This window comes from Bradyrhizobium diversitatis (assembly GCF_016031635.1).
Taxonomy (GTDB): Bacteria; Pseudomonadota; Alphaproteobacteria; order Rhizobiales; family Xanthobacteraceae; genus Bradyrhizobium; species Bradyrhizobium diversitatis.
This window is the reverse complement of the sequence record NZ_JACEGD010000014.1, coordinates 1-23,358: the sequence shown is the minus strand read 5'-3', so window position 1 is coordinate 23,358 and position 23,358 is coordinate 1. Positions and strand designations below refer to the sequence as shown.

Annotated in this window: 24 protein-coding genes and 1 pseudogene; 8 read left to right on the top strand and 17 right to left on the bottom strand. The window is 66.0% G+C overall.

Features of this window, described 5'->3' with window-relative positions:
* Window positions 1–3 precede the first annotated feature (3 nt).
* Window positions 4–489 (top strand): outer membrane protein assembly factor BamE, encoded by a 486-nt coding sequence (locus tag H1B27_RS16615; RefSeq protein WP_061877777.1) that lies wholly within the window; start codon window positions 4–6, stop codon window positions 487–489.
* Window positions 490–706: 217 nt separating this feature from the next.
* The gene (locus tag H1B27_RS16610; protein ID WP_061877776.1) at window positions 707–1,708 is read left to right on the top strand and encodes a Bug family tripartite tricarboxylate transporter substrate binding protein; all 1,002 of its coding nucleotides are present in this window, start codon (window positions 707–709) and stop codon (window positions 1,706–1,708) included.
* A gap of 126 nt (window positions 1,709–1,834) precedes the next feature.
* Here the strand turns inward: H1B27_RS16610 and H1B27_RS16605 are convergent, their stop codons facing one another.
* The 12 genes from H1B27_RS16605 to H1B27_RS16550 all read right to left on the bottom strand — a co-directional run bounded on the left by H1B27_RS16605 (window position 1,835) and on the right by H1B27_RS16550 (window position 12,781).
* Window positions 1,835–3,955, bottom strand: a complete 2,121-nt coding sequence (locus tag H1B27_RS16605; protein ID WP_061877775.1) for a sodium-translocating pyrophosphatase — start codon at window positions 3,953–3,955, stop codon at window positions 1,835–1,837.
* A 239-nt stretch (window positions 3,956–4,194) separates the two neighbouring features.
* Window positions 4,195–5,235 (bottom strand): thiamine-phosphate kinase, encoded by a 1,041-nt coding sequence (thiL, locus tag H1B27_RS16600; RefSeq protein WP_061877774.1) that lies wholly within the window; start codon window positions 5,233–5,235, stop codon window positions 4,195–4,197.
* Window positions 5,236–5,525: 290 nt separating this feature from the next.
* Window positions 5,526–6,023 (bottom strand): transcription antitermination factor NusB, encoded by a 498-nt coding sequence (gene nusB / locus H1B27_RS16595; RefSeq protein ID WP_061877773.1) that lies wholly within the window; start codon window positions 6,021–6,023, stop codon window positions 5,526–5,528.
* Window positions 6,024–6,027: 4 nt separating this feature from the next.
* Window positions 6,028–6,519, bottom strand: a complete 492-nt coding sequence (gene ribH / locus H1B27_RS16590; RefSeq protein ID WP_061877772.1) for a 6,7-dimethyl-8-ribityllumazine synthase — start codon at window positions 6,517–6,519, stop codon at window positions 6,028–6,030.
* A 176-nt stretch (window positions 6,520–6,695) separates the two neighbouring features.
* Entirely contained in the window at window positions 6,696–7,319 is a 624-nt protein-coding gene (locus H1B27_RS16585) for a riboflavin synthase (RefSeq protein ID WP_061877771.1), read from the bottom strand.
* Window positions 7,319–8,467 carry a bifunctional diaminohydroxyphosphoribosylaminopyrimidine deaminase/5-amino-6-(5-phosphoribosylamino)uracil reductase RibD gene (gene ribD, locus H1B27_RS16580; protein ID WP_061877770.1) on the bottom strand — a complete coding sequence of 383 codons (1,149 nt, stop codon included), beginning with the start codon at window positions 8,465–8,467 and terminating at the stop codon, window positions 7,319–7,321. Before ribD ends, H1B27_RS16585 begins: the two co-directional genes overlap by 1 nt.
* Window positions 8,464–8,946 (bottom strand): transcriptional regulator NrdR, encoded by a 483-nt coding sequence (nrdR, locus tag H1B27_RS16575; protein ID WP_061877769.1) that lies wholly within the window; start codon window positions 8,944–8,946, stop codon window positions 8,464–8,466. Before nrdR ends, ribD begins: the two co-directional genes overlap by 4 nt.
* 28 nt (window positions 8,947–8,974) lie before the next feature.
* Window positions 8,975–10,273, bottom strand: coding sequence for a serine hydroxymethyltransferase (glyA, locus tag H1B27_RS16570; protein ID WP_197966783.1), 1,299 nt, complete (start codon window positions 10,271–10,273; stop codon window positions 8,975–8,977).
* A 268-nt stretch (window positions 10,274–10,541) separates the two neighbouring features.
* Window positions 10,542–10,763 carry a hypothetical protein gene (locus H1B27_RS16565; protein WP_014494771.1) on the bottom strand — a complete coding sequence of 74 codons (222 nt, stop codon included), beginning with the start codon at window positions 10,761–10,763 and terminating at the stop codon, window positions 10,542–10,544.
* Window positions 10,764–10,800: 37 nt separating this feature from the next.
* Window positions 10,801–11,037: a hypothetical protein gene (locus tag H1B27_RS16560; protein WP_061877855.1), complete on the bottom strand. Its 237-nt coding sequence runs from the start codon at window positions 11,035–11,037 to the stop codon at window positions 10,801–10,803.
* A gap of 201 nt (window positions 11,038–11,238) precedes the next feature.
* Window positions 11,239–11,757, bottom strand: coding sequence for a transcriptional regulator LdtR (gene ldtR / locus H1B27_RS16555; protein WP_025036696.1), 519 nt, complete (start codon window positions 11,755–11,757; stop codon window positions 11,239–11,241).
* 520 nt (window positions 11,758–12,277) lie between these two features.
* A complete protein-coding gene (locus tag H1B27_RS16550) occupies window positions 12,278–12,781 on the bottom strand; it encodes a DUF6163 family protein (protein ID WP_197966782.1) in 504 nt (167 codons plus the stop codon).
* Between the two features lie 136 nt (window positions 12,782–12,917).
* On the opposite strand from H1B27_RS16550, the gene hemB reads away from it, so the two are divergent.
* From hemB to H1B27_RS16535, 3 genes are all read left to right on the top strand, one after another.
* Window positions 12,918–13,979: a porphobilinogen synthase gene (hemB, locus tag H1B27_RS16545; RefSeq protein ID WP_197966781.1), complete on the top strand. Its 1,062-nt coding sequence runs from the start codon at window positions 12,918–12,920 to the stop codon at window positions 13,977–13,979.
* Between the two features lie 318 nt (window positions 13,980–14,297).
* On the top strand, window positions 14,298–14,840 hold the full coding sequence (locus tag H1B27_RS16540; RefSeq protein ID WP_197966780.1) for an RDD family protein: 543 nt from the start codon (window positions 14,298–14,300) through the stop codon (window positions 14,838–14,840).
* Window positions 14,841–14,959: 119 nt separating this feature from the next.
* Entirely contained in the window at window positions 14,960–15,736 is a 777-nt protein-coding gene (locus tag H1B27_RS16535; protein WP_061877765.1) for an arginyltransferase, read from the top strand.
* Window positions 15,737–15,807: 71 nt separating this feature from the next.
* Here the strand turns inward: H1B27_RS16535 and H1B27_RS16530 are convergent, their stop codons facing one another.
* The gene (locus H1B27_RS16530; protein ID WP_197966779.1) at window positions 15,808–17,160 is read right to left on the bottom strand and encodes an Nramp family divalent metal transporter; all 1,353 of its coding nucleotides are present in this window, start codon (window positions 17,158–17,160) and stop codon (window positions 15,808–15,810) included.
* Window positions 17,161–17,330: 170 nt separating this feature from the next.
* Between H1B27_RS16530 and H1B27_RS16525 the strand changes: the two genes are divergently transcribed.
* Entirely contained in the window at window positions 17,331–18,575 is a 1,245-nt protein-coding gene (locus tag H1B27_RS16525; RefSeq protein ID WP_197966778.1) for an MFS transporter, read from the top strand.
* 19 nt (window positions 18,576–18,594) lie between these two features.
* Here H1B27_RS16525 and H1B27_RS16520 read toward each other — a convergent pair whose 3' ends face one another.
* Window positions 18,595–19,854: an adenylate/guanylate cyclase domain-containing protein gene (locus H1B27_RS16520; RefSeq protein ID WP_197966777.1), complete on the bottom strand. Its 1,260-nt coding sequence runs from the start codon at window positions 19,852–19,854 to the stop codon at window positions 18,595–18,597.
* 170 nt (window positions 19,855–20,024) lie between these two features.
* Here H1B27_RS16520 and H1B27_RS16515 point away from each other — a divergent pair, with 170 nt between their 5' ends.
* Entirely contained in the window at window positions 20,025–21,182 is a 1,158-nt protein-coding gene (locus tag H1B27_RS16515) for an MFS transporter (protein ID WP_061877854.1), read from the top strand.
* Window positions 21,183–21,213: 31 nt separating this feature from the next.
* The gene (locus H1B27_RS16510) at window positions 21,214–21,405 is read left to right on the top strand and encodes a hypothetical protein (RefSeq protein WP_061877761.1); all 192 of its coding nucleotides are present in this window, start codon (window positions 21,214–21,216) and stop codon (window positions 21,403–21,405) included.
* Here the strand turns inward: H1B27_RS16510 and H1B27_RS16505 are convergent.
* The 3 genes and pseudogenes from H1B27_RS16505 to H1B27_RS16495 all read right to left on the bottom strand — a co-directional run.
* Window positions 21,402–22,280, bottom strand: a complete 879-nt coding sequence (locus H1B27_RS16505; RefSeq protein WP_197966776.1) for a DMT family transporter — start codon at window positions 22,278–22,280, stop codon at window positions 21,402–21,404. The genes H1B27_RS16510 and H1B27_RS16505 overlap by 4 nt on opposite strands.
* A 99-nt stretch (window positions 22,281–22,379) precedes the next feature.
* A pseudogene (locus H1B27_RS16500) lies at window positions 22,380–22,601 on the bottom strand (cation transporter); the annotation flags it as partial.
* A 50-nt stretch (window positions 22,602–22,651) separates the two neighbouring features.
* On the bottom strand, window positions 22,652–23,358 hold a 707-nt coding region (locus H1B27_RS16495; protein ID WP_210343374.1), incomplete at its 5' end, for a hypothetical protein.

Sequence of the window (23,358 nt, the reverse complement as noted above, 5' to 3'; positions counted from 1 at the left end):
GCTATGACGACAACGAACAAGACCAGCCTGCGCGCGGATCAGCGGCGCGGCCTCCACGCATGCTGGCGCGGCTTGCGCATGCTCGCAGCTGCCGCCGTGGTCGGCGCGGCTCTTGCGGGCTGTACGGGCGAGCAGTTCCAGAAGGGTTACATCCTGCCGCCCGGCGCGCTCGAGCAGATTCCGATCGGCGCAAGCCAGGACCAGGTGCTGATCGTGATGGGCACCCCCTCCACGGTCGCGACCCTCGACGGCGAAGTGTTTTACTACATCTCGCAACGCTCGGAGCGCCCGGTCGCTTTCATGAACCAGAAGGTGGTCGACCAGCGCGTCATCGCCATCTATTTCGACAAGAACCGCCGCGTGCGCCGGCTTGCGAATTACGGTCTGCAGGACGGCAAGATCTTCGACTTCATCAGCCGGACGACGCCGACGTCGGGCCAGGAGATGAGCTACCTCACGCCGCTATTCAAGCTGCTCAGCTTCAACTGAGACTCCGGCGCGCTTTCGCGTGGAGTCGATAACGGCTCGCGCGGAAAAAAATGCGTCCAACACGCAGCCAGAGGCCTTCCAATTCCGTCGGGAGGTAAATCGCTCTGAGCTGCGGCGTCGTGCCGCTCTGCGCGCGCCACATGCCGTCGCACGCGACTTGCGGTCGCACGAGCGGTTCCGTACGGTCCCTGCAAAGTAAGAAGCAGGGAGTGGATTCGTGCCTAAGCCTTTATTGTCCCGCCGTCGCGTGCTCACCGGCGCTGCCGGCCTTTCAGCCGCAGCCATACTGCCGCGATCGAGCCTCGCCGACTGGAAGCCCACCGAAAACGTCCGCCTCGTCGTGCCGGCTGCGGCCGGCGGCTCGACCGACGTGATGGGCCGACTCCTGGCCGCGCATCTGCAAACCGCCTGGGGCCAGTCGGCGGTCGTGGAAAACCGCTCGGGCGGCGGCGGCACCATCGGAACCGCCGAGGTGGTCCGCGCCAAGCCTGATGGTCACACCATCCTGGTCGGCAATCCCGGTCCGAACGCGATCGCCTACAGCATCTTCAAGAATCTCACCTACAAGCCCGACCAGCTGCAGCCGGTCTCGAACATGATCCGGATCCCGAACATCGTCTCGGCGCATCCGAAGACCGGCATCAAGTCGGTCCCCGAGCTGATCGCCTACCTCAAGGCCAATCCGGACAAGCTCAGCTACGCCTCTTCGGGCGTCGGCCAGAGCCCTCACCTCACCGGCGCCTGGTTCCTCCAGCTCACCGGCCTGAAGATGACGCACATCCCGTTCCGCGGCGCCGGACCCGCGCTGCAAGCGGCCCTCGCCGGCGACATCCAGATCCTGTTCGACAACCTTTATCCGAGCCTGCCTCAGGTGCAGAACGGCACGCTCAACGGTCTGTGCGTCACCACGACCGAGCGCAGCGACCTCGCGCCGAACCTGCCGACGATGCGGGAGAGCGCGCCGGAGCTGGCGAGTTTCGACATCTCGTCCTGGTTCTCGGTGTTTCTGCCGAAGGGCGTCTCACCCGATGTGCTCAACGCGCTCAATCTCCAGGTCAAGGCGATGCTGGAGCGCGACGACATCAAGAAGCAGATCGCCGGCATGGGTGCCCGCGCCGATTACGGCACCCCGCAGCAGTTCGCCGCCTTCGTGGAGGCCGAGACGAAGAAGTTCGCCGGCATCATCCAGAAGGAAGGCCTGCAGATGGACGTGCAGTAGGTCTCTCTTTCGTCATTGCCAGCGTAGCGAAGCAATCTTCGCAATGACGTGGTGAGAGGGTCCGGCCACCAAAACAAAACCCCGCGGCTCGCACCGCGGGGTTCTGTTTTGCAGAGTTGGCGCCGCTCAGTGCGCCAGGATCGCCAGCAGCAGCAGGGCCACGATGTTGGTGATCTTGATCATCGGATTCACCGCGGGGCCCGCCGTGTCCTTGTAGGGATCGCCGACGGTGTCACCGGTGACGGCCGACTTGTGGGCGTCAGAGCCCTTGCCGCCGAAATGGCCGTCCTCGATGTACTTCTTGGCGTTGTCCCAGGCGCCGCCGCCCGAGGTCATCGAGATCGCGACGAACAGGCCCGTCACGATCACGCCGAGCAGCATCGCGCCCACGGCCGAGAAAGCCGCCGACTTGCCGGCCGCGCCGCCGCCCGCGATCGCGTAGATCACGAAGTAGACGAAGATCGGTGACAGCACGGGCAGCAGCGAGGGGATGATCATCTCCTTGATCGCCGCCTTCGTCAGCAGGTCGACCGCCTTGCCGTAGTCAGGCTTGTCGGTGCCCTGCATGATGCCCGGCTTCTCGCGGAACTGGCGTCGTACCTCCTCGACGATCGCGCTCGCCGCACGGCCCACGGCCGTCATGCCCATCGCGCCGAACAGATACGGCAAGAGGCCGCCGAACAAGAGGCCCACCACCACGTAGGGGTTGTTGAGCGAGAAGTCCGGATTGACGCCGGCGAAGTAGGGATGCTGCGCGGAGCCGGCAACGAAGAACTTGAGGTCCTGGTTGTAGGCCGCGAACAGCACCAGGGCGCCGAGACCGGCGGAGCCGATCGCGTAGCCCTTGGTCACCGCCTTGGTGGTGTTGCCGACCGCGTCGAGCGCGTCGGTCGATTTGCGCACCTCCTTCGGCAGGCCCGCCATCTCGGCGATGCCGCCGGCGTTGTCGGTGACGGGGCCGAAGGCGTCGAGCGCGACGATCATGCCGGCGAGCGCCAGCATGGTGGCGGTCGCGATCGCGATGCCGAACAGGCCGGCGAGGCTGTAGGTGACCAGGATGCCGGCGATGATCACGATCGCGGGCAGCGCGGTCGCTTCCATCGAGACGGCAAGGCCCTGGATCACGTTGGTGCCGTGACCGGTCACCGAGGCCTGGGCGATCGACTTCACCGGACGGTAGTCGGTGCCCGTGTAATATTCGGTGATCCAGATGATCAGCGCGGTGACGATGAGGCCGACCACGCCGCATTCGAACAGCGCCATGCCGGTGTAGTCGACGCCCTCGAGCTTGCCGAAGCCGATCAGGTAGTAGATCACCAGCGCGATGCCGATCAGGGACAGGATGCCGGTCGCGATCAGGCCCTTGTAGAGCGCGCCCATGATCGACTGGCTCGGCCCGAGCTTCACGAAGAAAGTGCCGATGATCGAGGTGATGATGCAGATGCCGCCGATCGCGAGCGGCAGCGTCATCATGTTGGCGAGGATCGCCGTCTTGGCGAAGAAGATCGCCGCCAGGACCATGGTGGCAACCGCGGTCACCGCATAGGTCTCGAACAGGTCGGCAGCCATGCCGGCGCAGTCGCCGACATTGTCACCGACGTTGTCGGCGATCGTCGCCGGGTTGCGCGGATCGTCCTCGGGAATTCCGGCCTCGACCTTGCCGACGAGGTCGCCGCCGACATCCGCACCCTTGGTGAAGATGCCGCCGCCGAGACGGGCGAAGATCGAGATCAGCGAGGCGCCGAAGCCGAGCGCCACCAGGGCATCGACCACGACGCGGCTATCGGGCGCGAGCTTCAGCGAGTGGACCAAAAAGCCGAAATAGAGGGTCACACCCAGCAGCGCGAGACCCGCCACCAGCATTCCGGTGATCGCTCCCGCCTTGAAAGCGAGCTCGAGCCCGCCGGCGAGCGACTTCGTCGCGGCCTGGGCCGTGCGCACATTGGCGCGGACCGAGACGTTCATGCCGATGAAGCCGGCAGCGCCGGACAGGATCGCGCCGATGGCAAAACCGATCGCGACATAGAGCCCGAGGAAATAGACAAGCAGCACGAAGATGACGATGCCGACGAGACCGATCGTGGTGTATTGGCGCCGCAGGTACGCCTGTGCGCCTTCGCGCACGGCTCCTGCGATCTCCTGCATGCGCGGCGACCCCGCATCCGCACTCAACACCGAAGACGTCGCCCAAATCGCGTAGACGACGGAAAGCACTCCGCAGAGCACTATCAACCATAATGCTGTCATGTGATTTTTGCCTCAGATCCTTGATGTACCCCCGGCGCCTTTTGTTGTCCGTCGTGCGGTGCGGCGCCTTGATTTCGAACAAGGCCGCCCCCTTGCCAAAAAAAAGAGGCGGCCTCAGTCGGTCGCGAGCTTGCCAAAATCAAATTGAGGGTGCAACGCCGGATAAGGCCGAAACCGTCGATCTCGGCAGGTATTTAGGACCAAGTGCTGAGAACTAAGATGCCGGTTTGGAGCAATTCCTAGAAGTGGCTGTAGGACAGTCGCGTCAAGAGCAGTTCCTGGCCCTGCCCATCCAGGAAGCGCGGCCGCTCCTGCCCCTCCACGATCGTGCCGATCATGGTCACCGCAACGCCCCTGGCCCGCCCAGCGGCCATCAGCGCCTCGCTTTGCGCCTGCGGAACGGTGCATAGCACCTCGTAGTCGTCGCCCCCGGCAAGCAGCGTCTCGACGCAAACGACGTTGCGGGCGAGCAGTCCGGCCGCCGCGGCCGAGAGCGGCACGCTTGTCACGTCGACCGAAGCCGAAACCCCGGATGCTGCACAAAGCTTGGCCAGATCGCCAGCGAGACCGTCGGAGACGTCCATTGCTGCGGTCGCATGATCGCGCACCGCCCGCGCCAGCACGTTGCGGGGCTGCGGCACCCGATAGCGTGAGACCAGGGCTTCCCTCGCGGCAGGATCGGACGCGACCGCTGCGGCAGCGGCACCGCCTTTGAGCACGTCGAGGCCGAGTGCGGCATCGCCGATCGTACCCGTCACGAGGATGCAATCCCCTGGCTTTGCGCCGGTGCGCCCGACCATCCGCCCCTGCGGCACGCGGCCAAAGGCAGTGATCGAGATCATCTGAGGCCCTGGCGTCGACACCGTATCGCCGCCGAGCAGCGGGCATGCGAATGTGCTGGCGTCCTCGCCCAGCGCGTCCGCAAACGGACGGAGCCAGGCATCCTCCTGGCTGCGCAGCGCCAGCGTCAGCACGAAGCCGGCCGGCACCGCGCCCTTGGCGGCGAGATCGGACAGGTTCACCCGCAGCGCCTTGCGCGCGATGGTGTCGGGCGGATCGTCGGCAAGATAATGCACGCCCTCGACGACGGCGTCAGTGGTGACGACGATGTCCTCGCCGGATGAGGACAGGACTGCGGCGTCATCGACGAGCCCGAATGCGCCGGGATCAGTCGCCAGCGGCTTGAAATAGTGCGCGATGAGGGAATCTTCGCCGGAGGGCTGTGTTCTGTCCTGTGTCACGATAGCCGACCCGTCATCCCTGCGCGACGGCGAAGCCATCGTCGCTGGAGGTGCGAGCCCTTGCGAGCCTCGAAGGATGGACGGCCGAGGTGCGACCTCAGCGGCACGCCGCCGTCCTTCGAGGCCTTCGCTTCGCTACGGCACCTCAGGTGCCGACCCGTCATCCCTGCGCGACGGCGAAGCCATCGTCGCTGGAGGTGCGAGCCCTTGCGAGCCTCGAAGGATGGACGGCCGAGGTGCGACCTCAGCGGCACGCCGCCGTCCTTCGAGGCCTTCGCTTCGCTACGGCACCTCAGGATGACGGCTACTGCAAGGGCCATCGACTGATCCTACCCTCGCCCGAACTCGTCGCCGCGAAACTGCCGACCGATCTGGTCGAGCACGGCGTTCACCATGCCGGTCTCCTCGCGGTCGACGAAGGCATTGGCGACGTCGACATATTCGGAGACCACCACCCGCCCCGGAACGTCCTTGCGATGCTGGAGCTCATAGGCCCCGGCCCGCAGCACCGCGCGCAGGATGGCCTCGATCCGCTTCAAGGGCCAGCCCTTCGACAGCGCCTCGTCGATCAGCGGATCGAGCTTCTTCTGGTCCCGCACCACACCCGAAACCACGTCGCGGAAGAACGCCGCCTCGGCCGGCAGATACGTCTCGCCCTCGACCTCGTTGCCGAGCCAGTGGCTCTCGAACTCGGCAAAGATGTCGTTGATGCCGGCACCGGCGATATCCATCTGGTACAGCGCCTGCACGGCTGCGAGCCGTGCCGCACCGCGCCGGTTCGCTTTCTTCTCGGTGCCGAGCGGCGGCTTTCTGGTGTTGTCGGCCATGGCTTCAGGCCTGCGCCAGGCGGCGTTTGATGCGCAGCATCGCCAGCGCGGCGCGCGCGGCATCGCCGCCCTTGTCGAGCTCGCTGGCGCGCGCCCGCGCCCAGGCCTGCGCCTCGGTGTTGACGGTGAGGATGCCGTTGCCGAGCGGCAGCTTTCGCGCCACGGCAAGGTCCATCAGCGCGCGCGAGGATTCCTGCGACACGATCTCGAAATGAATGGTGTCGCCGCGGATCACGCAGCCGAGCGCGATCACCACGTCATAGGGCTTGCCGTTCGCCGCCGCGGCATCGACCGCGATGGCGACAGCCGCCGGGATTTCCAGCGCACCGGGAACCGTGATCACGTCATGGGTCAGGCCGGCCGCCTTCAGTTCAGTCACCGCGCCATCCAGAAGCGCGTCCTGGAGATCGTCATAGAACCGCGCCTCGACGATCAGCGCGCGCGCGCCGGAAATGTCGGTCTGGTCCTTCAGGGGTGCGCGCCGCGCGTCTGCCATCGTTCAATCCGTTTCGAAAGGGGTCGGCGCTATGTAGTCGCCGGAAGCATGTAAGCCAAGTTAGAAACCGTCATTCCGGGGCGGCTCGAAGAGCCGAACCCGGAATCTCGCGATTCTCTGGTGCGCAATTGCGCACCAGAGTTCGCTTCGCGCCCCGGAATGACCGGCTTTGCCGGTCACTTCATCTCCGTCAGCCGGGCCGCGTAGCGAGCCATCAGGTCGACCTCGATGTTGACCTCGTCCCCCGCCTTCCAGTCGCCGATCGTCGTGACCGTCAGCGTGTGCGGGATGATCAGCACCGAAAAGCTCACGTCCTTGACCGTATTGACCGTGAGCGACACGCCGTCGAGCGTGATCGAGCCCTTGGTGGCGATGAACCGCGCCAGCTCCCGCGTGGTGGAGAGCTCGAACCGCGCCATGTCGGGCAGATCCTCGCGGCTGAGAAGCGTCGCGATGCCGTCGGCATGGCCGGCGACGATATGGCCGCCAAGCTCGTCACCGATCTTGAGCGCGCGCTCGAGATTGAGCCTCGTGCCCAGCTTCCAGTGCTTTGCCGTCGTCAGCGCCAGTGTCTCGGCGGCCGCATCGACGTCGAACCAGGTCCTTTGAGCAGAGCCCTTGCCGCCTTCCACGCCCGAGGCAACCACAGTCAGGCAGACGCCGTTGCAGGCGATCGAGGCGCCGTCGGCAATCGTGCCCTGATCGTAGCGGCAGGCGATGCGCAGGCGATGCAGCTGCCCCTGCGCCGTAGGCGTGAAGCTGACGATCTCGCCGATATCGGTGACAATGCCGGTGAACATTAGGCGCGCTCGTAGATGGTGAGAGTATCCTTGCCGAAGGTCTCGCTAGCATGAACCTTGTAGGCCGGCGAATGCGTGATTTTCGACAGGGGCAATGCATCGAGCGCATCGACACCGCCGGGGCCCACCGTTTCCGCCCCGCGGAACAGCCAGATCTCGTCGACGAAATCGGCCGCAACGAAGGACGCGGCGACACGGCTGCCGCCCTCGACCATCAGCCGCGTGATCCCTTTCTCGGCCAGTGCGTGCAGCACGGCCGCAAGATCGAGCCCGGACGTGCCCTTCGGCGACACGCGAATGAGCTGCGCACCGGCCGCGCCGAGCCGCATGGCGGCGGCAGCCTCGGCGAGCTCGGACCCCACCACCCAGAGCGGCGTCTCGCGCGCGGATCGCACGAGCTGGCTCGATGCGGGAATGCGCAGGCTCTGGTCGAGCACCACGCGCACCGGCGAGCGCGCCGCCATGCCCGGCAGGCGGCAGGTGAGGAGCGGATCGTCCGCCAGCACCGTTCCGATGCCGACAAGGATCGCGTCACTGCGCGCGCGGAGGAGATGTACGCGGTCGCGCGCGGCTTCACCCGTGATCGCGAGCGGCTTGCCGCCGGCCGCGCCGATCTTGCCGTCGGGCGAAACCGCGAGCTTGAGGATCACATGAGGGCGGTGATCCCTGATACGGCGGAAATGGCCGGCATGGTCGAAGGCAGCCTCCGCCGCGCAAAGACCCACATCCACATCGATGCCGGCAGCGCGCAGACGCGCATGTCCCTGGCCTGCGACCTCAGGATTGGGATCCTCGATCGCCGCCACCACCCGCTTGATGCCGGCAGCGATCACCGCATCTGCACAGGGCGGCGACTTGCCGAAATGCGAGCATGGCTCCAGGGTGACATAGAGCGTGGCGCCCCGCGCCGCCTCGCCCGCGCGCCGCAACGCTTCAGGCTCGCCATGCGGCCGTCCTCCCGGCTGCGTCCAGCCGCGGCCGATGATGACGCCGTCCTTGACGATGACGGCGCCCACGGCCGGATTGGGCCAGGTCCGCCCCTGCCCGCGCCTGCCCAGCGCCAGCGCAAGCTCCATGAAGCGGCGATCGGCCTCCTTGGCCTCGCGGGCCTTCTGCGCGAACTGGTCTTCCAGGATGCGGAAGATCATTTGCGGATCGCGGCGAGCCGCGCTTCCTCCTCGCCGGAGAGCTCGCCGAGCACGTCGGCGAAATCCTTGGCCTCGCGGAAATTACGGTAGACCGAGGCGAAGCGCACATAGGCAACGTCGTCGAGCGTGCGCAGATGCTCCATCACGGTCTCGCCGATCACCTCCGAGGAGATCTCGGCCTCGCCCCCGGTCTCGAGCTCGCGCACGATGGTAGAAACCATCTTCTCCACCCGCTCCGGCTCGACCTGCCGCTTGCGAAGTGAGATCTGCACCGAGCGCATCAGCTTGTCGCGATCGAACGGCACGCGGCGGCCGTTGCGCTTGATCACCGTGAGCTCGCGCAGCTGCACGCGCTCGAAGGTGGTGAATCGGAAATTGCAGGCGACGCACACGCGCCGCCTGCGGATCACGGCCGAGTCCTCGGTCGGACGCGAGTCCTTTACCTGCGTATCGAGACTGTTGCAGTTCGGGCAGCGCATCCGTTTGCCTTGATCAGCTTTCTTGGCCTTACTGGTAGATCGGGAACCGGTCGGTGAGCGCCTTGACCCGTTCCTTGATCGCAGCTTCCACCAGCGGCGCCTTGCCGTCGGAGGATTGCGCGATCGCGTTGAGAACCTCGGCGATCATGCCGCCGACCTGCTGGAATTCGGCCACCCCGAACCCGCGGCTGGTCGCGGCCGGCGTGCCGAGCCTAATCCCTGACGTGACGAAGGGCGCTTCCGGGTCGAACGGAATGCCGTTCTTGTTGCAGGTGATGGCGGCGCGGACCAGCGCCTTCTCCGAGACGTTGCCCTTCAGACCCTTCGGCCTGAGATCAACCAGCATCAGATGGTTGTCGGTGCCGCCCGAGACGATGTCGAAGCCGTGGCTCTTCATCGCTTCGGCCAGCGCCTTGGCGTTCTCGACGACATTCTTGGCGTAGACCTTGAAGTCCGGCCGCAGCGCCTCGCCGAGAGCGACCGCCTTCGCCGCGATCACATGCATCAGCGGACCGCCCTGCAAGCCCGGGAAGATCGCCGAGTTGAGCTTCTTGGTCAGCGTCTCGTCATTCCACAGCATCAGGCCGCCGCGCGGACCGCGCAGAGACTTGTGCGTCGTCGTCGTGGTGACGTGCGCATACGGCACCGGCGAGGCATGCACGCCGCCGGCGACGAGGCCGGCGAAATGCGCCATGTCGACCAGCAGATACGCACCGACGCTGTCGGCGATCTCGCGGAAGCGCTTAAAGTCCCAGGCGCGCGAATAGGCCGAGCCGCCGGCGATGATCAGCTTCGGCTTGACCTCTTCGGCCTGCTTGGCCACCGCATCCATGTCGATGATCTGGTCCTCGCGGCGCACGGTGTAGTGCGCGGCCTTGAACCACTTGCCGCTCATGTTGACGGGCGAGCCGTGGGTGAGATGGCCGCCGGCGGCGAGATCGAGCCCCATGAAGGTGTCGCCGGGCTGCAGCAGCGCCAGGAACACTGCCTGGTTCATCTGGCTGCCGGAGTTCGGCTGCACATTGGCAAAGCCGGCGCCGAACAGCTTCTTGGCGCGATCGATCGCAAGGTTCTCGGCGACGTCGACCCACTCACAACCGCCGTAATAGCGCGCGCCCGGATAGCCTTCCGCGTATTTGTTGGTCATCACCGAGCCCTGCGCTTCCAGCACGGCCCGGCTGACGATGTTCTCGGAAGCGATCAGCTCGACTTCATGGCGCTGCCGGCCGAGCTCGCCCTTGATGGCGGCGGCGATTTCCGGATCGGCCTGCTCGAGCGAGGCGGTGAAAAACGAATCGGGCGCGGAGGCGGTTTTGGGTGCGGTCATCTTGCGAATATCTCCACCCCCGCAGCCTTTTGGCGGGCTACGGACGGGTCTGGTGTGGCGATCGGAAGCGGCGAGCGCGATCTACCACATCGCCCGCAACAGGCCAAGTAGTTGCGGGTCGAGCCTGATATTTATGCAAGATGTGGTGGGGGATTGGAGGTTTTCGGCGCAGGAGCGGTTCTATGGAACCATTCCTCTGCACTATCTCGACAGGGCCGCTGGGGGCCTCATCTCACGCCAAGAGCCACCGGCCCGACCGAGTGCCGTCTCACAGCCCCGTATAGCCCGCCTTTACCGGATCCACGCTGCCGTCGAGCTGGCGCAAGTATGTTAGGCCGCAAACCGTCAACCTGTGAGGGTCCTTCTCGCCGGCTTCCATCAACGTATTGAGGTAGTTCGTGACCTTGGCCCGAGCCTCCTCGCTGGCCGCGGCGGTGCGGTTGGCGAGCAGGTCGTAGGTCTGCATGATGCGGTCGATGGCGGCTTCCATGGCATCCTCTGGTTGGTCGCGATTTTGGGAGTTTCGATCAGGCAACCGCCCTGGCCTCGATCTGCGCCTGGAACCGGGCAATCGCCTTGTTGGCCAGCCTGATCTTGTTGAATTCGCCTTGCTGGAGCAGCTTGACGATGACGCCGAGCAGGCGTTCGTCAGTGACGAGCGTGTCGGGGATCGCGCCGGAACGGCGAAGGTAATTCGCGGCGATGCCATAGGCCTCGCTGACGAGTTCCACGTTCATCGCCCGAAGCCCGCGCTCGACCAGCATCGACATCTCTCCGATCCGAAGGAGATAAGCGCCCGGCCCGGAACTGGTTCCTCAGGGGCCGGCACATTTTTTCGCAGGTGCGAGAACACAAAACGCACCGGTCCGGAAGATCCGGGCCGGCGCGCTTGGGGAGGTCAGGCACGTTCGGGAAGGCTGCCGGTCTTGTTGCGGGCCGGCTTGGCCTTGATCCCTTTGAAAAACTCAGAGGCGATAGAGGATCTGGTCGGTCCAGAACCGCTCGAGGCGGTGCAGCGACTTGTTGAGGGTCGCAAACTCGTCGCCGGAGATGCCGCCGACCTGCTCCACCGTCTTGACGTGCTTCTGGTAGAGCGCGTCGACGATGCGGCGGACTTCCTGGCCCTGCGGGGTCAGGCGGATGCGCACCGAGCGGCGGTCAACGCGCGAGCGCTGATGATCGAGGAAGCCGAGCTCGACGAGCTTCTTCAGATTGTAGGAGACGTTGGAGCCGAGATAGTAACCGCGCGTGCGCAGCTCGCCCGCGGTGAGCTCCTTGTCGCCGATGTTGTAAAGCAAGAGCGCCTGGACCGAGTTGATGTCCGCACGGCCGCGGCGATCGAATTCATCCTTGATCACGTCGAGGAGCCGGCGATGCAGCCGCTCCACCAGAGTCAAAGCTTCCAGATAGAGCGACTGCACCGAACCCTGCTGGCCGGAGACGCGCTCTGCGGTATCTGCCGCAGTTGCGACGGCTTTCATCATGACACTTCCCCTGTTGTCGTTTTTATCGACACTTATTCGACGAAACTTGTGTCCCGCCTGATAGGTGCAACTTAAGGGGGCCGTTTGAAGATCGGCTTAAATAAGAGAATAAAGAGATCATGAATTTAAGACAGTGAATTGCGGATTAAGCCTGTGCCACAAGGGCTTTTCGCAACCGTCTGTTGACCTTCGCAAGGTCCTGTTCACCCTCCGTCCGCGCCCATTGTCGCATTCCAGAACAGCCCCGCCCCGTTTCGAAACGGGCGCGTAACAGCTGTGGCGGAACCGGCTGGTTAGCGAAAACTTACGTCGAATTTTACGCAACCAACGGTCAACCAAACGCGCACAACTCCGCAAGCGCCACTCCCGTGTCCCGGACAAGCGAAGCGAAGATCCGGGATCCAGAGCTGCAAGCGAGATGTTGGAGAGATGGGCCCCGGCTCTGCAACGCATCACCCCGCAAGTGCGGCGCGCTGCATTGCGTCCGGGGCACGGGAGAAATTTGCGCGCGACGCGACGCCTACGGTGGCCGTTCGCGCGCGGCCATCCAGGCGAGCGCGAGATAGGCGGCGAGCATGAAGACCTCGACGCCGACCACGACGAGGCTGCCGCCGTAGATGCCGGGGAACATCAGCTCGATCACGGCCATCGACACCACGGTCGTGAGCCACACCACCGCGCCCCAGGGCGTGGCGAGCCAGAGGCCGACCGCGGCCACGAGCTCGATCACGGCGAAGTAGACGGTCGCGGCCTGCCAGGCCATCGACTGGTTCTCGAACGCCTCGTCCTCGCCGCCGACGAAGCCCGTCACTTGGGCCCAGTGATAGAGACCCTTCAGGATCGAGAGCAGCGCCATCACCCGCAGGAACAGCACCAGCCGGCGCGTCCAGACATTATCATCGGACTGGGTGCGCTCCGAGGAGATCGCCGCCACCGACAACGCGCTCTCTCTGGCATTGTCTCGGGCGGCGTCCCTGGCCTGGGCGCCGTCGCGGGCCGCATCGCGGGTGGAGATCACGGACATGGCCCCTTCTGGCTGCTTCGCCCCGCAAAATCAATCGGCTGCCAAGTCAGTTCAATTCTGCCTTGCGGCAGGTCAAGCCGCGGTGACGGGAACCGTGCGAGCTGGTATAAGAATAATTCCAGCCGGAGGAAGAGTGATGGCGATCAAATACGGACGTCCGATCGAATTGCGCGAGGTTTCGCGCCGGGATAGCACGGCAGTGCCCCATGCCCTCGATCTGACCGTCCGTCCGCGCCGTAACCGCAAGGCCGAGTGGGCCCGGCGCATGGTGCGCGAGAACGTCCTCACCACCGACGATCTGATCTGGCCGCTGTTCCTGATCGACGGCCACAACAAGCGTGAGCAGGTCGCCTCGATGCCGGGCGTCGACCGCCTCAGCGTCGACCAGGCCGTGCGGGAGGCCGAGCGCGCGATGAAGCTGACCATCCCCTGCATCGCACTGTTTCCCTACACCGACCCCTCCTTGCGCGACGAGGAAGGCTCGGAAGCCACCAACCCGGACAACCTGGTCTGCCAGGCGGTGCGCGCGATCAAGAAGGAGTTTCCGGAGATCGGCATCCTCTGCGACGTCGCGCTCGATCCCTTCACCAGCCACGGCCATGACGGCCTGATTTCCGACGGCAAGATCCTGAACGACGAGACGGTGGCGGTGCTTGTGCGCCAGGCGCTGGTGCAGGCCGAAGCCGGCTGCGACATCATCGCGCCCTCCGACATGATGGACGGCCGCGTCGCCGCGATCCGCGAGGGGCTGGATCGCTCAGGTCTGCTCGATGTGCAGATCATGGCCTATGCAGCCAAATATGCCTCCGCCTTCTACGGCCCGTTCCGCGACGCCATCGGCTCGGCCAAGACGCTGACCGGCGACAAGCGCACCTATCAGATGGACAGCGCCAACACCGACGAGGCGCTGCGCGAGGTCGAGCTCGATATCGCCGAGGGCGCTGACATGGTGATGGTGAAGCCCGGCATGCCCTATCTCGACGTGGTCCGCCGCGTGAAGGATACATTCGCGATGCCGACCTTCGTCTATCAGGTCTCAGGCGAATACGCGATGATCGCGGCCGCCGCGAACAACGGCTGGCTCGACGGCGAACGTGCCATGATGGAGAGCCTGCTCGCCTTCAAGCGCGCCGGCGCCGACGGCGTGCTGAGCTATTTCGCGCCGAAGGCAGCGGAGAAGCTGCGGACACAGGGGTAAGCTCAAGCTCCATCTTCGGTGTCGTCCCTGCGGAACGCAGGGACCCATACCGCGTGATCCATCTATGGTACACGCTGGTCGTACAGACGAAGGATGAACTGCGAGTCTTCGCCAAACTCCTCCCTGTGGTTATGGATTCCCGCGTTTCGCGGGGACGACACCGAGGATGTGGCGCCGATGTCGGCCCCCGACCATCAGGCCTCCCCGCCCCCGAATCGCCGGAATATTTCGGTTTGCTGGCGCCCGCGCGCCCTTGGCACGGACATGGTCTGCTCCCATGTCGTGAGACGAGGGGTTTTCCTCCCGGGAGGACGGACGATGTCGTATGACTCAAGCGATTCAGGCGTCTGGCGCAATGACGGCGGGGTGCAGCCGCACGCCTACGACCCCTACCTGCATCCGGAACTGTTCCGCGGCGTGGCGACGCGGCGGGTGTTCGCGTTCCTGATCGACATGGTCGTGATCTCGGTGCCCGTGATCCTCGGCTACGTCTTCATCGCATTGTTCGGCGTGGTCACCCTCGGCATCGGCTGGGCCCTGTTCTGGATCGCCTGGCCGGCCTCCGTCATCTGGGCCATCGTCTATTACGGCGCCTGCATCGGCGGTCCGTCGTCGGCGACGATCGGGATGCGGGTCATGGACCTCGAATTGCGCACCTGGTACGGCGCGCCCGGCTACTTCGTGCTCGGCGCCACTCATGCCGTGCTGTTCTGGGTCACGGTCTCGTTCCTGTCGCCCCTCGTGGTGCTGGTCGGCCTGTTCAACGGCCGCCGTCGCCTGCTGCACGATTTCGTGCTGGGCACGGTCGTGATCAACAATTCCGTCCGCGCGCCCGTGCCTCAAGCGGCAAGACCGTATTGATCAAGAACCTGTCAACCAGGACCGACTAAGCTGAGTGATCTGACCTGCCGAGCAGACCGATTGACCAGGGGCTTCCGTAGCGCGATGCTGATGCTCAGTTCGGAGGCCCACGACGTCCCTTGACCCAGCACTCGCGCGACACCCCCCAATTTTACCTCACGGCGCCCTCGCCCTGCCCCTATTTGCCCGGCCGGCACGAGCGCAAGGTGTTTACGCACCTCGTCGGTGACCGCGCCGGCGACCTCAACGACCTCCTGACCCATGGCGGCTTCCGCCGCAGCCAGTCGATCGCCTACCGGCCGGCCTGCGACCAGTGCCGCGCCTGCGTCTCGGTCCGGGTGATCGCCAACGAGTTCCGGCCCTCCCGCAGCTTCCGGAAGGTGATGGCGCGCAACGCCGATATCATCGGCGAGCAGCGCAGCGCGGTGCCCACCTCCGAGCAATATTCGGTGTTCCGCGCCTATCTCGACGCCCGCCACCGCCACGGCGGCATGGCCGACATGACCGTGCTCGACTACGCCATGATGGTCGAGGACAGCCATGTCGAGACCCGCATCATCGAGTACCGCAAGCGCGGCCCCGACAGCGGCATCACCGGCCGCGGCGAGGAGCTGATCGCGGTCGCCCTGACCGACGTGCTCAGCGATGGTCTGTCGATGGTCTATTCGTTCTTCGAGCCGAGCCAGGTCGGCCGCTCGATGGGTACCTTCATGATCCTCGACCACATCGCGCGCGCCCGCCGGCAAGGCCTGCCTTACGTCTATCTCGGCTACTGGATCGAAGGCTCCAAGAAGATGGACTACAAGGCCCGCTTCCTGCCGCAGCAGCGCCTCGCCCCCTCAGGCTGGCTGCGCATCGACGCGCAGGGCGATGCCGCGTCCGAACCGCAGGATTGAAAAGGCGAATGGTGAGTGGCGAATAGGGATTAGAACTCCATTCGCTATTCGCCAATCACCATTCGCGCTCCTCACCCGAACAGCGTATCGGCGAGCAGCTTCAGATTCAAAACCACAATGACACCCGCCACGATCCACGCGATCGCCGCGACCGATCTCGGTATCGCGAACTGACCCATCTTGCGGCGGTCGGAGACGAAGCGCACCAAAGGAATCACGGCGAAAGGCAGCTGCATCGACAGCACGACCTGGCTGAACACCAGCAGATCCGCCGTGCCGCGCTCGCCATAGATCGCCGTGACGATGATCACGGGAATGATGGCGATGCCACGCGTCAGCAGGCGGCGCGCCCAGCTCGGCAGGCGCAGGTCGAGGAAACCTTCCATCACGATCTGGCCGGCGAGCGTCGCCGTCACCGTCGAGTTCAGGCCGGAGGCGAGCAGCGCCACCGCGAACAGCGTCGAGGCGATGCCGAGGCCGAGCAGCGGCGACAAGAGCTCGAAGGCCTGACCGATCTCGGCGACATCGGAATGGCCGCTCTTGTGGAAGGTCGCAGCGGCCACGACGAGGATCGCGGCGTTGATGAACAGCGCCAGCATCAGGGCGATGGTGGAATCCGTCGTCGCCCATTTGATCGCCTCGCGCCGGCCGGTGTCGTTGCGCTCGTAGGCACGCGTCTGCACGATCGAGGAGTGCAGGTAGAGGTTATGCGGCATCACGGTCGCGCCGATGATGCCGATCGCGATGTAGAGCATGTCGGAATTGGTGAAGATCTCGGTCTTCGGCACGAAGCCGCGCAGGACCTCCGCCACCGGCGGGGCCGCAGCCACGATCTGGACCGCGAAGCAGACCGCGATCACCGCCAGCAGCGCGATGACGAAGGCTTCCAGGAAGCGGAATCCGCGGTTCATCAGGAGCAGCAGCAGGAAGGCGTCGAGCGCGGCGAGCAATGCGCCGCCGATCAGGGGAATGCCGAACAGGAGTTTCAGCGCGATCGCGGTGCCGATCACCTCGGCGAGATCGCAGGCGATGATCGCCGCCTCGCAGGCGATCCAGAGCAGGAAGTTCACCGCCGGCGAATAGGTCGCGCGGCACGCCTGCGCGAGGTCGCGGTCGGTGACGATGCCGAGCCGCGCGGCCAGCGACTGCAGCAGGATCGCCATCAGGTTCGAGAGCAGGATGACCGAGAGCAGCGTGTAGCCGAACTTCGACCCGCCGGCGAGGTCGGTCGCCCAATTGCCGGGGTCCATGTAGCCGACCGAGACGAGATAGCCCGGACCGACAAAGGCGAGCAGCCGCAGCGACCAGTGGCCGGCTCGCGGAACCGCGACCGTGGCATTGACCTCGGCGAGGCTCTTGGTGGTGGGCGCGTCGGCACGCCAGCCGGCGGATTCGGAGTTCAGGTGGGGCGATAGGGCATCCATGCCGGCACAATACCCAAGTTCTTTCTTATTGCAACTCATTTGCAACTGCATCTAGCCGCACCGTTCACGCCCAGGCCTGTTGCCGGTCGCGCCTGTTGTCGGGAAGCGGGTGGGCCCGGTGGTCGTCAGGGTGAACATTGGTGCCAATTCGCCTTTGCAGGATATGAGCCATGTCAACGCCCCCTCGCCTCCCTGACACCTTCAGTCGCCTCGCTTGGTCGAATCTCGCGGCGCAATCGGCCGAGCAGATCGCGCTCGCCGCTGCGCCCATCGTCGCCGTGCTGACGCTCGGGGTGGCCGAAGGCCAAACCGGCCTGCTGCAGACCGCGCTCACCTTGCCCTTCGTCCTGTTCGCCATCCCTGCCGGCGTGCTCGCCGACCGCATCTCCCGCCGCAGGCTGATGGCGGGCGCCGAGGCGTTGCGGGCCGCAGCGCTCGCCGCCATCGTGCTCCTGCTGGCGCTGGGGGCCCTCGACCTGCCGCTGCTGGCCCTGCTCGGCTTCGCTGCCGTGTGCGGCACCGTCGTCTACAGCGTCGCCGCGCCGGCGCTGGTGCCCTCGCTGGTGAGCTCGGAGCTGTTGCCCGCGGCGAATGCGCGGATCGAGCTCGCGCGCACCATCGCCTTCGCCAGCGGCCCTGCGCTCGGCGGCGCGCTGGTGGGATGGTGGGGCGCGAGCCCGGCCTTCGGCTTTGCCGCAGCGCTCTCGGCCATGGCCGTCGTGCTGCTCTCCGGCATCTACGAGCCCGCGCGCGGGCCGGCGCCGCGACGCCATCCGCTCCACGAAATCCGCGAAGGCGCAGCCTTCGTGTTCCACCATCCGCTGCTGCGGCCGGTGTTCATCACCCAGTTCATCTTCAACACCGGCTGGTTCCTGCAGATCGCGGTGTTCGTGCCCTATGCCGTGCGCCATCTCGGATTGACGGCGGCCGGTGTCGGCGCGGTACTGACGATGTACGGTGTCGGCATGGTGATCGGCGCGCTCCTCGCCACGCGCGTGATGCAGCGCATTGCCTTCGGCACCGTGGTCGGACTCGGCCCGGTCACCGGCTTCGTCGCCGCCTTGGTGATGGCGCTGACGGTGCCGCTGCCCTCGCCGTGGCTTGCGGCCTTGAGCTTCTTCCTGCTCGGCGTCGGTCCGATCCTGTGGGTGATCTCGACCACGACGCTGCGCCAGTCGGTGACGCCGCCGCGCCTCCTGGGACGCGTCTCAGCCATCAACATCATGAGCTATGGCGCCCGTCCGCTCGGCTCGGCGCTGGGCGCGATCGTCGGCGGCCTCTGGAGCGCGGAAGCGTGCCTCTATCTCGCCGCCGCCGTCTTCGGCCTGCAGGCGCTGGTGATCCTGCTGTCACCGGCGGTGGCGCTGGACCGGCGGCCGGACATGGTGGGGGACGAAGCTGCGGCGCAATGCTAGCTAGATCGTCGCCGCGAGTTCAATTCGCCAGGTAGCGCTCGTAGCTCCCCGTCACCGGCTCGTTCGCGTCGACCTCCGGATCCAGCGTGTACAGATCCTGCGCGCGTCCGATGCCGCGCAGGGCGTAGCGGCCGGTGGAGACGAGATAGCGCCGGCCGGCGGCATCGAGGCCACCATAGAACTCGGATGAGGCCAGCAGTTCGCGGTCGACCGAGCGGCTCATCGAGGCGATGCGGCTGACCTCGTTGACGGTCGGGCCGACCACGGTGAAATCAAGCCGGTCCTCGCTGCCGATATTGCCGTAAAAGACCTCGCCGACATGCAGGCCGACATAGGCCGACGTGGTCGGACGGCCCTCCGCCGCCCGCCGCTTGTTCAGCGCAGCGACATTCTTGCGGAACAGGTGCTCGGCCCGCAGCGCGGCCCGCCGCGCATCCGCCATATCCTCGCCCCAGAACATCGCCAGCACGCCATCGCCGATCAGCTTCAGCACGTCGCCGCCGGCGTGGTGGATCGCGTCGATCACGGTCTGCGCATAGTCGTTCAGGAACGGAATGATCTCGTCGGGGCCGATGCTCTCGCTGATCCCGGTCGAGCCGCGCAGGTCCGAATACCACAGCACCGCGTTGATGCGCTCGGTGACGCCGCGGGAGATGCGCCCGCGCAGCACCTGCTCGGAGGCATCACGACCGAGATAGACCCGGCCGAGCGTGCGCACGATGTCGACCTGCTGGGCCGACTTGATCGCGAGCCCCAGCACCGGCACGAGATCGCGCAGAGCCTCCAGCTCCAGTCCGGAGAACCCGCTCTCGCGGCGGGTGGTCCAGCAGGAGTAGAGGCAATCCATCAGGCCGAGCGCACCATTCTCGCCGAAGCGGTGGACGAAGGCGAGATAGTGCTTGTGGCCCTTTTCGGCGAGCTCGCTGATCTGCGAGAAATCCATCGACGGCGCATCGGCGAGATCGATCACCATCTCGTCGTGGCCATTCTCTAGCATGTGGAAGAACACCGAGCGGCGCCAGCTCCTGGCCGCGTCGCCGTCTGCGGTCGAGCCGTATTCGAACGCATCGCTCTCGTTGCTGGGACGATCGCTCCAGCGGAAACCCCGGCCCTCATAGATCGGATGCAGCGTGTCGATGACGACGAGGCCACGCGACAGTTCCAGCCCCTCGGCGCAGCAGCGCTCGCAGAAGCCGCGGAGCAGCTCGTTTTCAGGCAAGCCCGTGAGCCCCTGGCCGGTCAGCCAGTTCATCAGCGCAAGGCGCGAGGTCAATTGCATGCGCCATTATGGCGTGCATTCGTGACGAGCGAAAGGCGCAGGCCCGCGTGTGCCCAGGCTCCCGTCCCCTGCAGGTCGAATATGTCGCAGCGCCGGTTGACGCCCTCGCCGCCCGAACGGCAAATGTCGGCGATGATGACTTCGTCGGCCGAAATCGGAAGCCCGCGCGGATGACCCGGCGCCAGCTTCCGATCATCCTGGCGCTCGGCACCACGCAGACCCTGGCCTGGGCTTCGAGCTATTATGTGCCGGCGCTGCTCGCCGATCCCATGGCACACGACCTCGGCGTCTCCTCCAACTGGATCTTCGGCGCATTTTCGGCCGCGCTGGTGATCTCGGCCATGCTCGGCCCGCGTATCGGACGGCAGATCGATCTCGTCGGCGGCCGTCAGGTGCTGTCGGCTTCGAACCTGATCATCGCCGCCGGCCTCGTGCTCCTTGGGTTCTCGCAATCGATCGCGGTGATGGCGATCGCCTGGCTCGTGCTCGGCATCGGCATGGCGATGGGACTCTATGACGCCGCCTTCGCAGCTTTGGGGCGCATCTACGGCACCGAGGCACGTCGGCCCATCACCGGCATCACGCTGATGGCGGGCTTCGCTTCCACCGTCGGCTGGCCGCTTACCGCCTGGGGCATCGCCCATATCGGCTGGCGCGACACCTGTTTTGCATGGGCCGCCGCCAACGTCCTGATCGGCCTGCCGCTCAATTTCTTCATGCTGCCGGCGATCAAGGGCGCGAAGCAGGCCGCGGCCGCGACCGCGAAGCCGCATTTGCCGCTCGACCGCACCATGTTCCTGCTGGCCTTCATCTTCGCGGCGGTCTGGACCGTCACCGGCGCGATGGCCGCGCATTTCCCGCGCATCCTGGAGGCGACGGGGGCCACGCCGGCCGAAGCCATCGCGGCCGGCGCACTGATCGGCCCGGCCCAGGTCGGGGCGCGCATGCTCGAGGCCGGCTTCCTCAGCCGCTTCCATCCGCTGTGGTCGACGCGCCTCGCCTGCCTCACCCACCCGCTCGGAGCCGTGATCGTTGCGATCTTCGGCGGCGCTGCGGCGAGCGCGTTCGCGCTGTTCCACGGTTCCGGCAACGGCATCCTGACGATCGCGCGCGGCACGTTACCGCTGTCGATCTTCGGCCCGAAGGATTTCGGCTATCGTCTCGGCATCATCGGCGCCCCGGCACGGATGGCGCAGGCGGTGGCGCCGCTCGCCTTCGGCCTGCTGATCGACCTCATGGGCGCCAAGGTGCTGATCGTCTCGTCTGCGCTCAGCCTCTCGGCACTCGTGGCGCTGTTCCTGATCCGCCCGGAGCGGCCGCCGGATTGACGGCGCAGCCGCTTTCGCGCAGAAGCGAGCCATGAGCGATGATGCCGGCCCGCCCCGCACATTCAAAGGCCTCCTGCGCTGGGCGACCACGCCGCCGCAGGCCTGGGGCGTCTACCTCCTCGCCCTCCTTCTGGTCTGGCTGCTGTCGTTCTATGCCGGCACGCTGAAGCCGAAGAAGACGCCGGAGGCGAGCCCGCCGACGGCGACCGCGCCGCGGAGCTAAGCCGCCTTTGCCTCGCTGGTCGCAATCCAGATACCGGCGAACACCGCGACCAGCCCGACCAGAAGATTTCCCGTGATCGGTTCGCCGATCAGCAGCGCCGCCAGCAGAGCCGCGGCGATCGGATTGACCGTCATCGTATTGGCGACCCGGGTCGGCGTCGCCCGCGCCAGCGCCATGACCCATAGGATGAAGGCGAGCGCGCCGCCGCCAATGCCCAGATAGACGCCGGCAATCCACTGCGCCGCCGTGAAGTGCGAGAGCGCCGCAAAGCTGCCGTTCGCCAGGCCCACAAGCACCAGCATCCCGGCACCCGCACCCATGCCGACGGTGAGAAAGCTAAGCGCGCTGGAGCGCTGCATCAGCGGACGCGACAACACGTTGTAGAACGCCATGCAAAACACGGCGCCGGTCATAATCAACTCGCCGCGCCAGGCGCCGGGCGGGCTCTCCGCGAGGCCCGCGGCAAGCGCCGCCGCCACGCCGAGCACGGCGATGCCGACGCCCGTGACCTTGCGCGTGGACAGGCGCTCCACGCCGAGCAGCGCGCCGACCATCATGGTGTGGAGCGGCAACGTCGCCAGCGCGAGACTGGCGCGCGCGGCGGTCGTGTAGGAGACCGCGATGTTATAGAGGATGAAGAACAGGCCGAAGAAGCAGATGCCGAGCAGCATCACCACAGGCCAGTCGGGCCGCTGCGGCCACCGCACGCCGAGCAGAAGCGCGCAAGGCAACAAGCAGAGAAAGCCGATCCCCCAGCGCAGGATCGCGAGCAGGACGGGATCGGCGCCATCGACAAGATAGCGCGTAATGGCCGCAGCGGTCCCACCGAAGCTGCTCGACGCCAGCGCGATCGCAACTCCGGCCCACTCGCCCACCGCCATCTCCCGTCACGGAGTTCCTCCGAGGCGTTAGCACGTCGCTGCTGCCAGCCTGGTGGCAGCAGCACAACGCGGCGGGTCCGTTCGCGCGGCCCGTCAATGCGGGCAGGTCTCGACCTCGACCGTGACGTGGCTGAGGCCCTTCAGCCCCGCGAGCCGCCGCTTGTAGACGGCCGGCGGCTTCGGCTTGTCCGACACCACCGAGAGCAGCACGGCACAATGGCCGGGGCCGACCTGCCAGAGATGGAGGTCGGTCACGCGATCGTCGCCCACCTCCATGCGGGCCCGGATCACCCGCTCCACCTTCTCGTCGGGACGCTTACCCCGAAGGGAGTGCGCTTCCCGTTGGCGCGCTCTTCGCCCACACATCACGGCGAATCGAGATCGCCATCGCCTCGCTTCTCGTCCGGAGGATTGGTTGGCGGATCGTGTGCCGTTAATGACATCCCGTCCGCAACCAGTCGCGCGAGTTGGGGCGCGGCGGCGCTGGTGCCGACGAGGCGAAACACGGCGCCGCTTCGATTGCCTCCGGCGCGTACGCCCTGGAGAGCATCCGACTCGTCGCAGAACAGCGCGTAGTCGGGACCGACTCGCAGTGGGTAGGGCCCGGGTCGTGCAGGACCCGCCGACGAATAGGGCGACTTGCGTTTTGGCGCCGAAAGAATGTAGCCGCCGGCCACGTGCACACCCGCGACGCTGTCCGTCGCAATCCCGTTAAGGGTGCCCAGGCGAGAAACAAGCGATCCGCTCTTGTCGAACTCCCCACCGGCATACATGCAGCCGGCCTCGGCCGCGCGGCCCGCCTCCCATCCGGCATCGACAAAATACGAGCGCTTGGCGCCGGTGCGCATGTTCATGTTCGGATCGGTACGTGCCACATAGGCATGAACCTCGTGCCCCACCTCGATGCCCTCGACCTTGATTTTCCAATTCCCATGTTCGGGCACCATGCCGGCTCCCGCGATGGTGGGCTCGACCGCAATCAGCCACACCCTGTTGTCACCCCAGTCAACCGGGGCATACGCGCCGGTGTAGGGCGGAAGCGCTGGTACAGCGGGCGGCGGGGGTGGTGGGC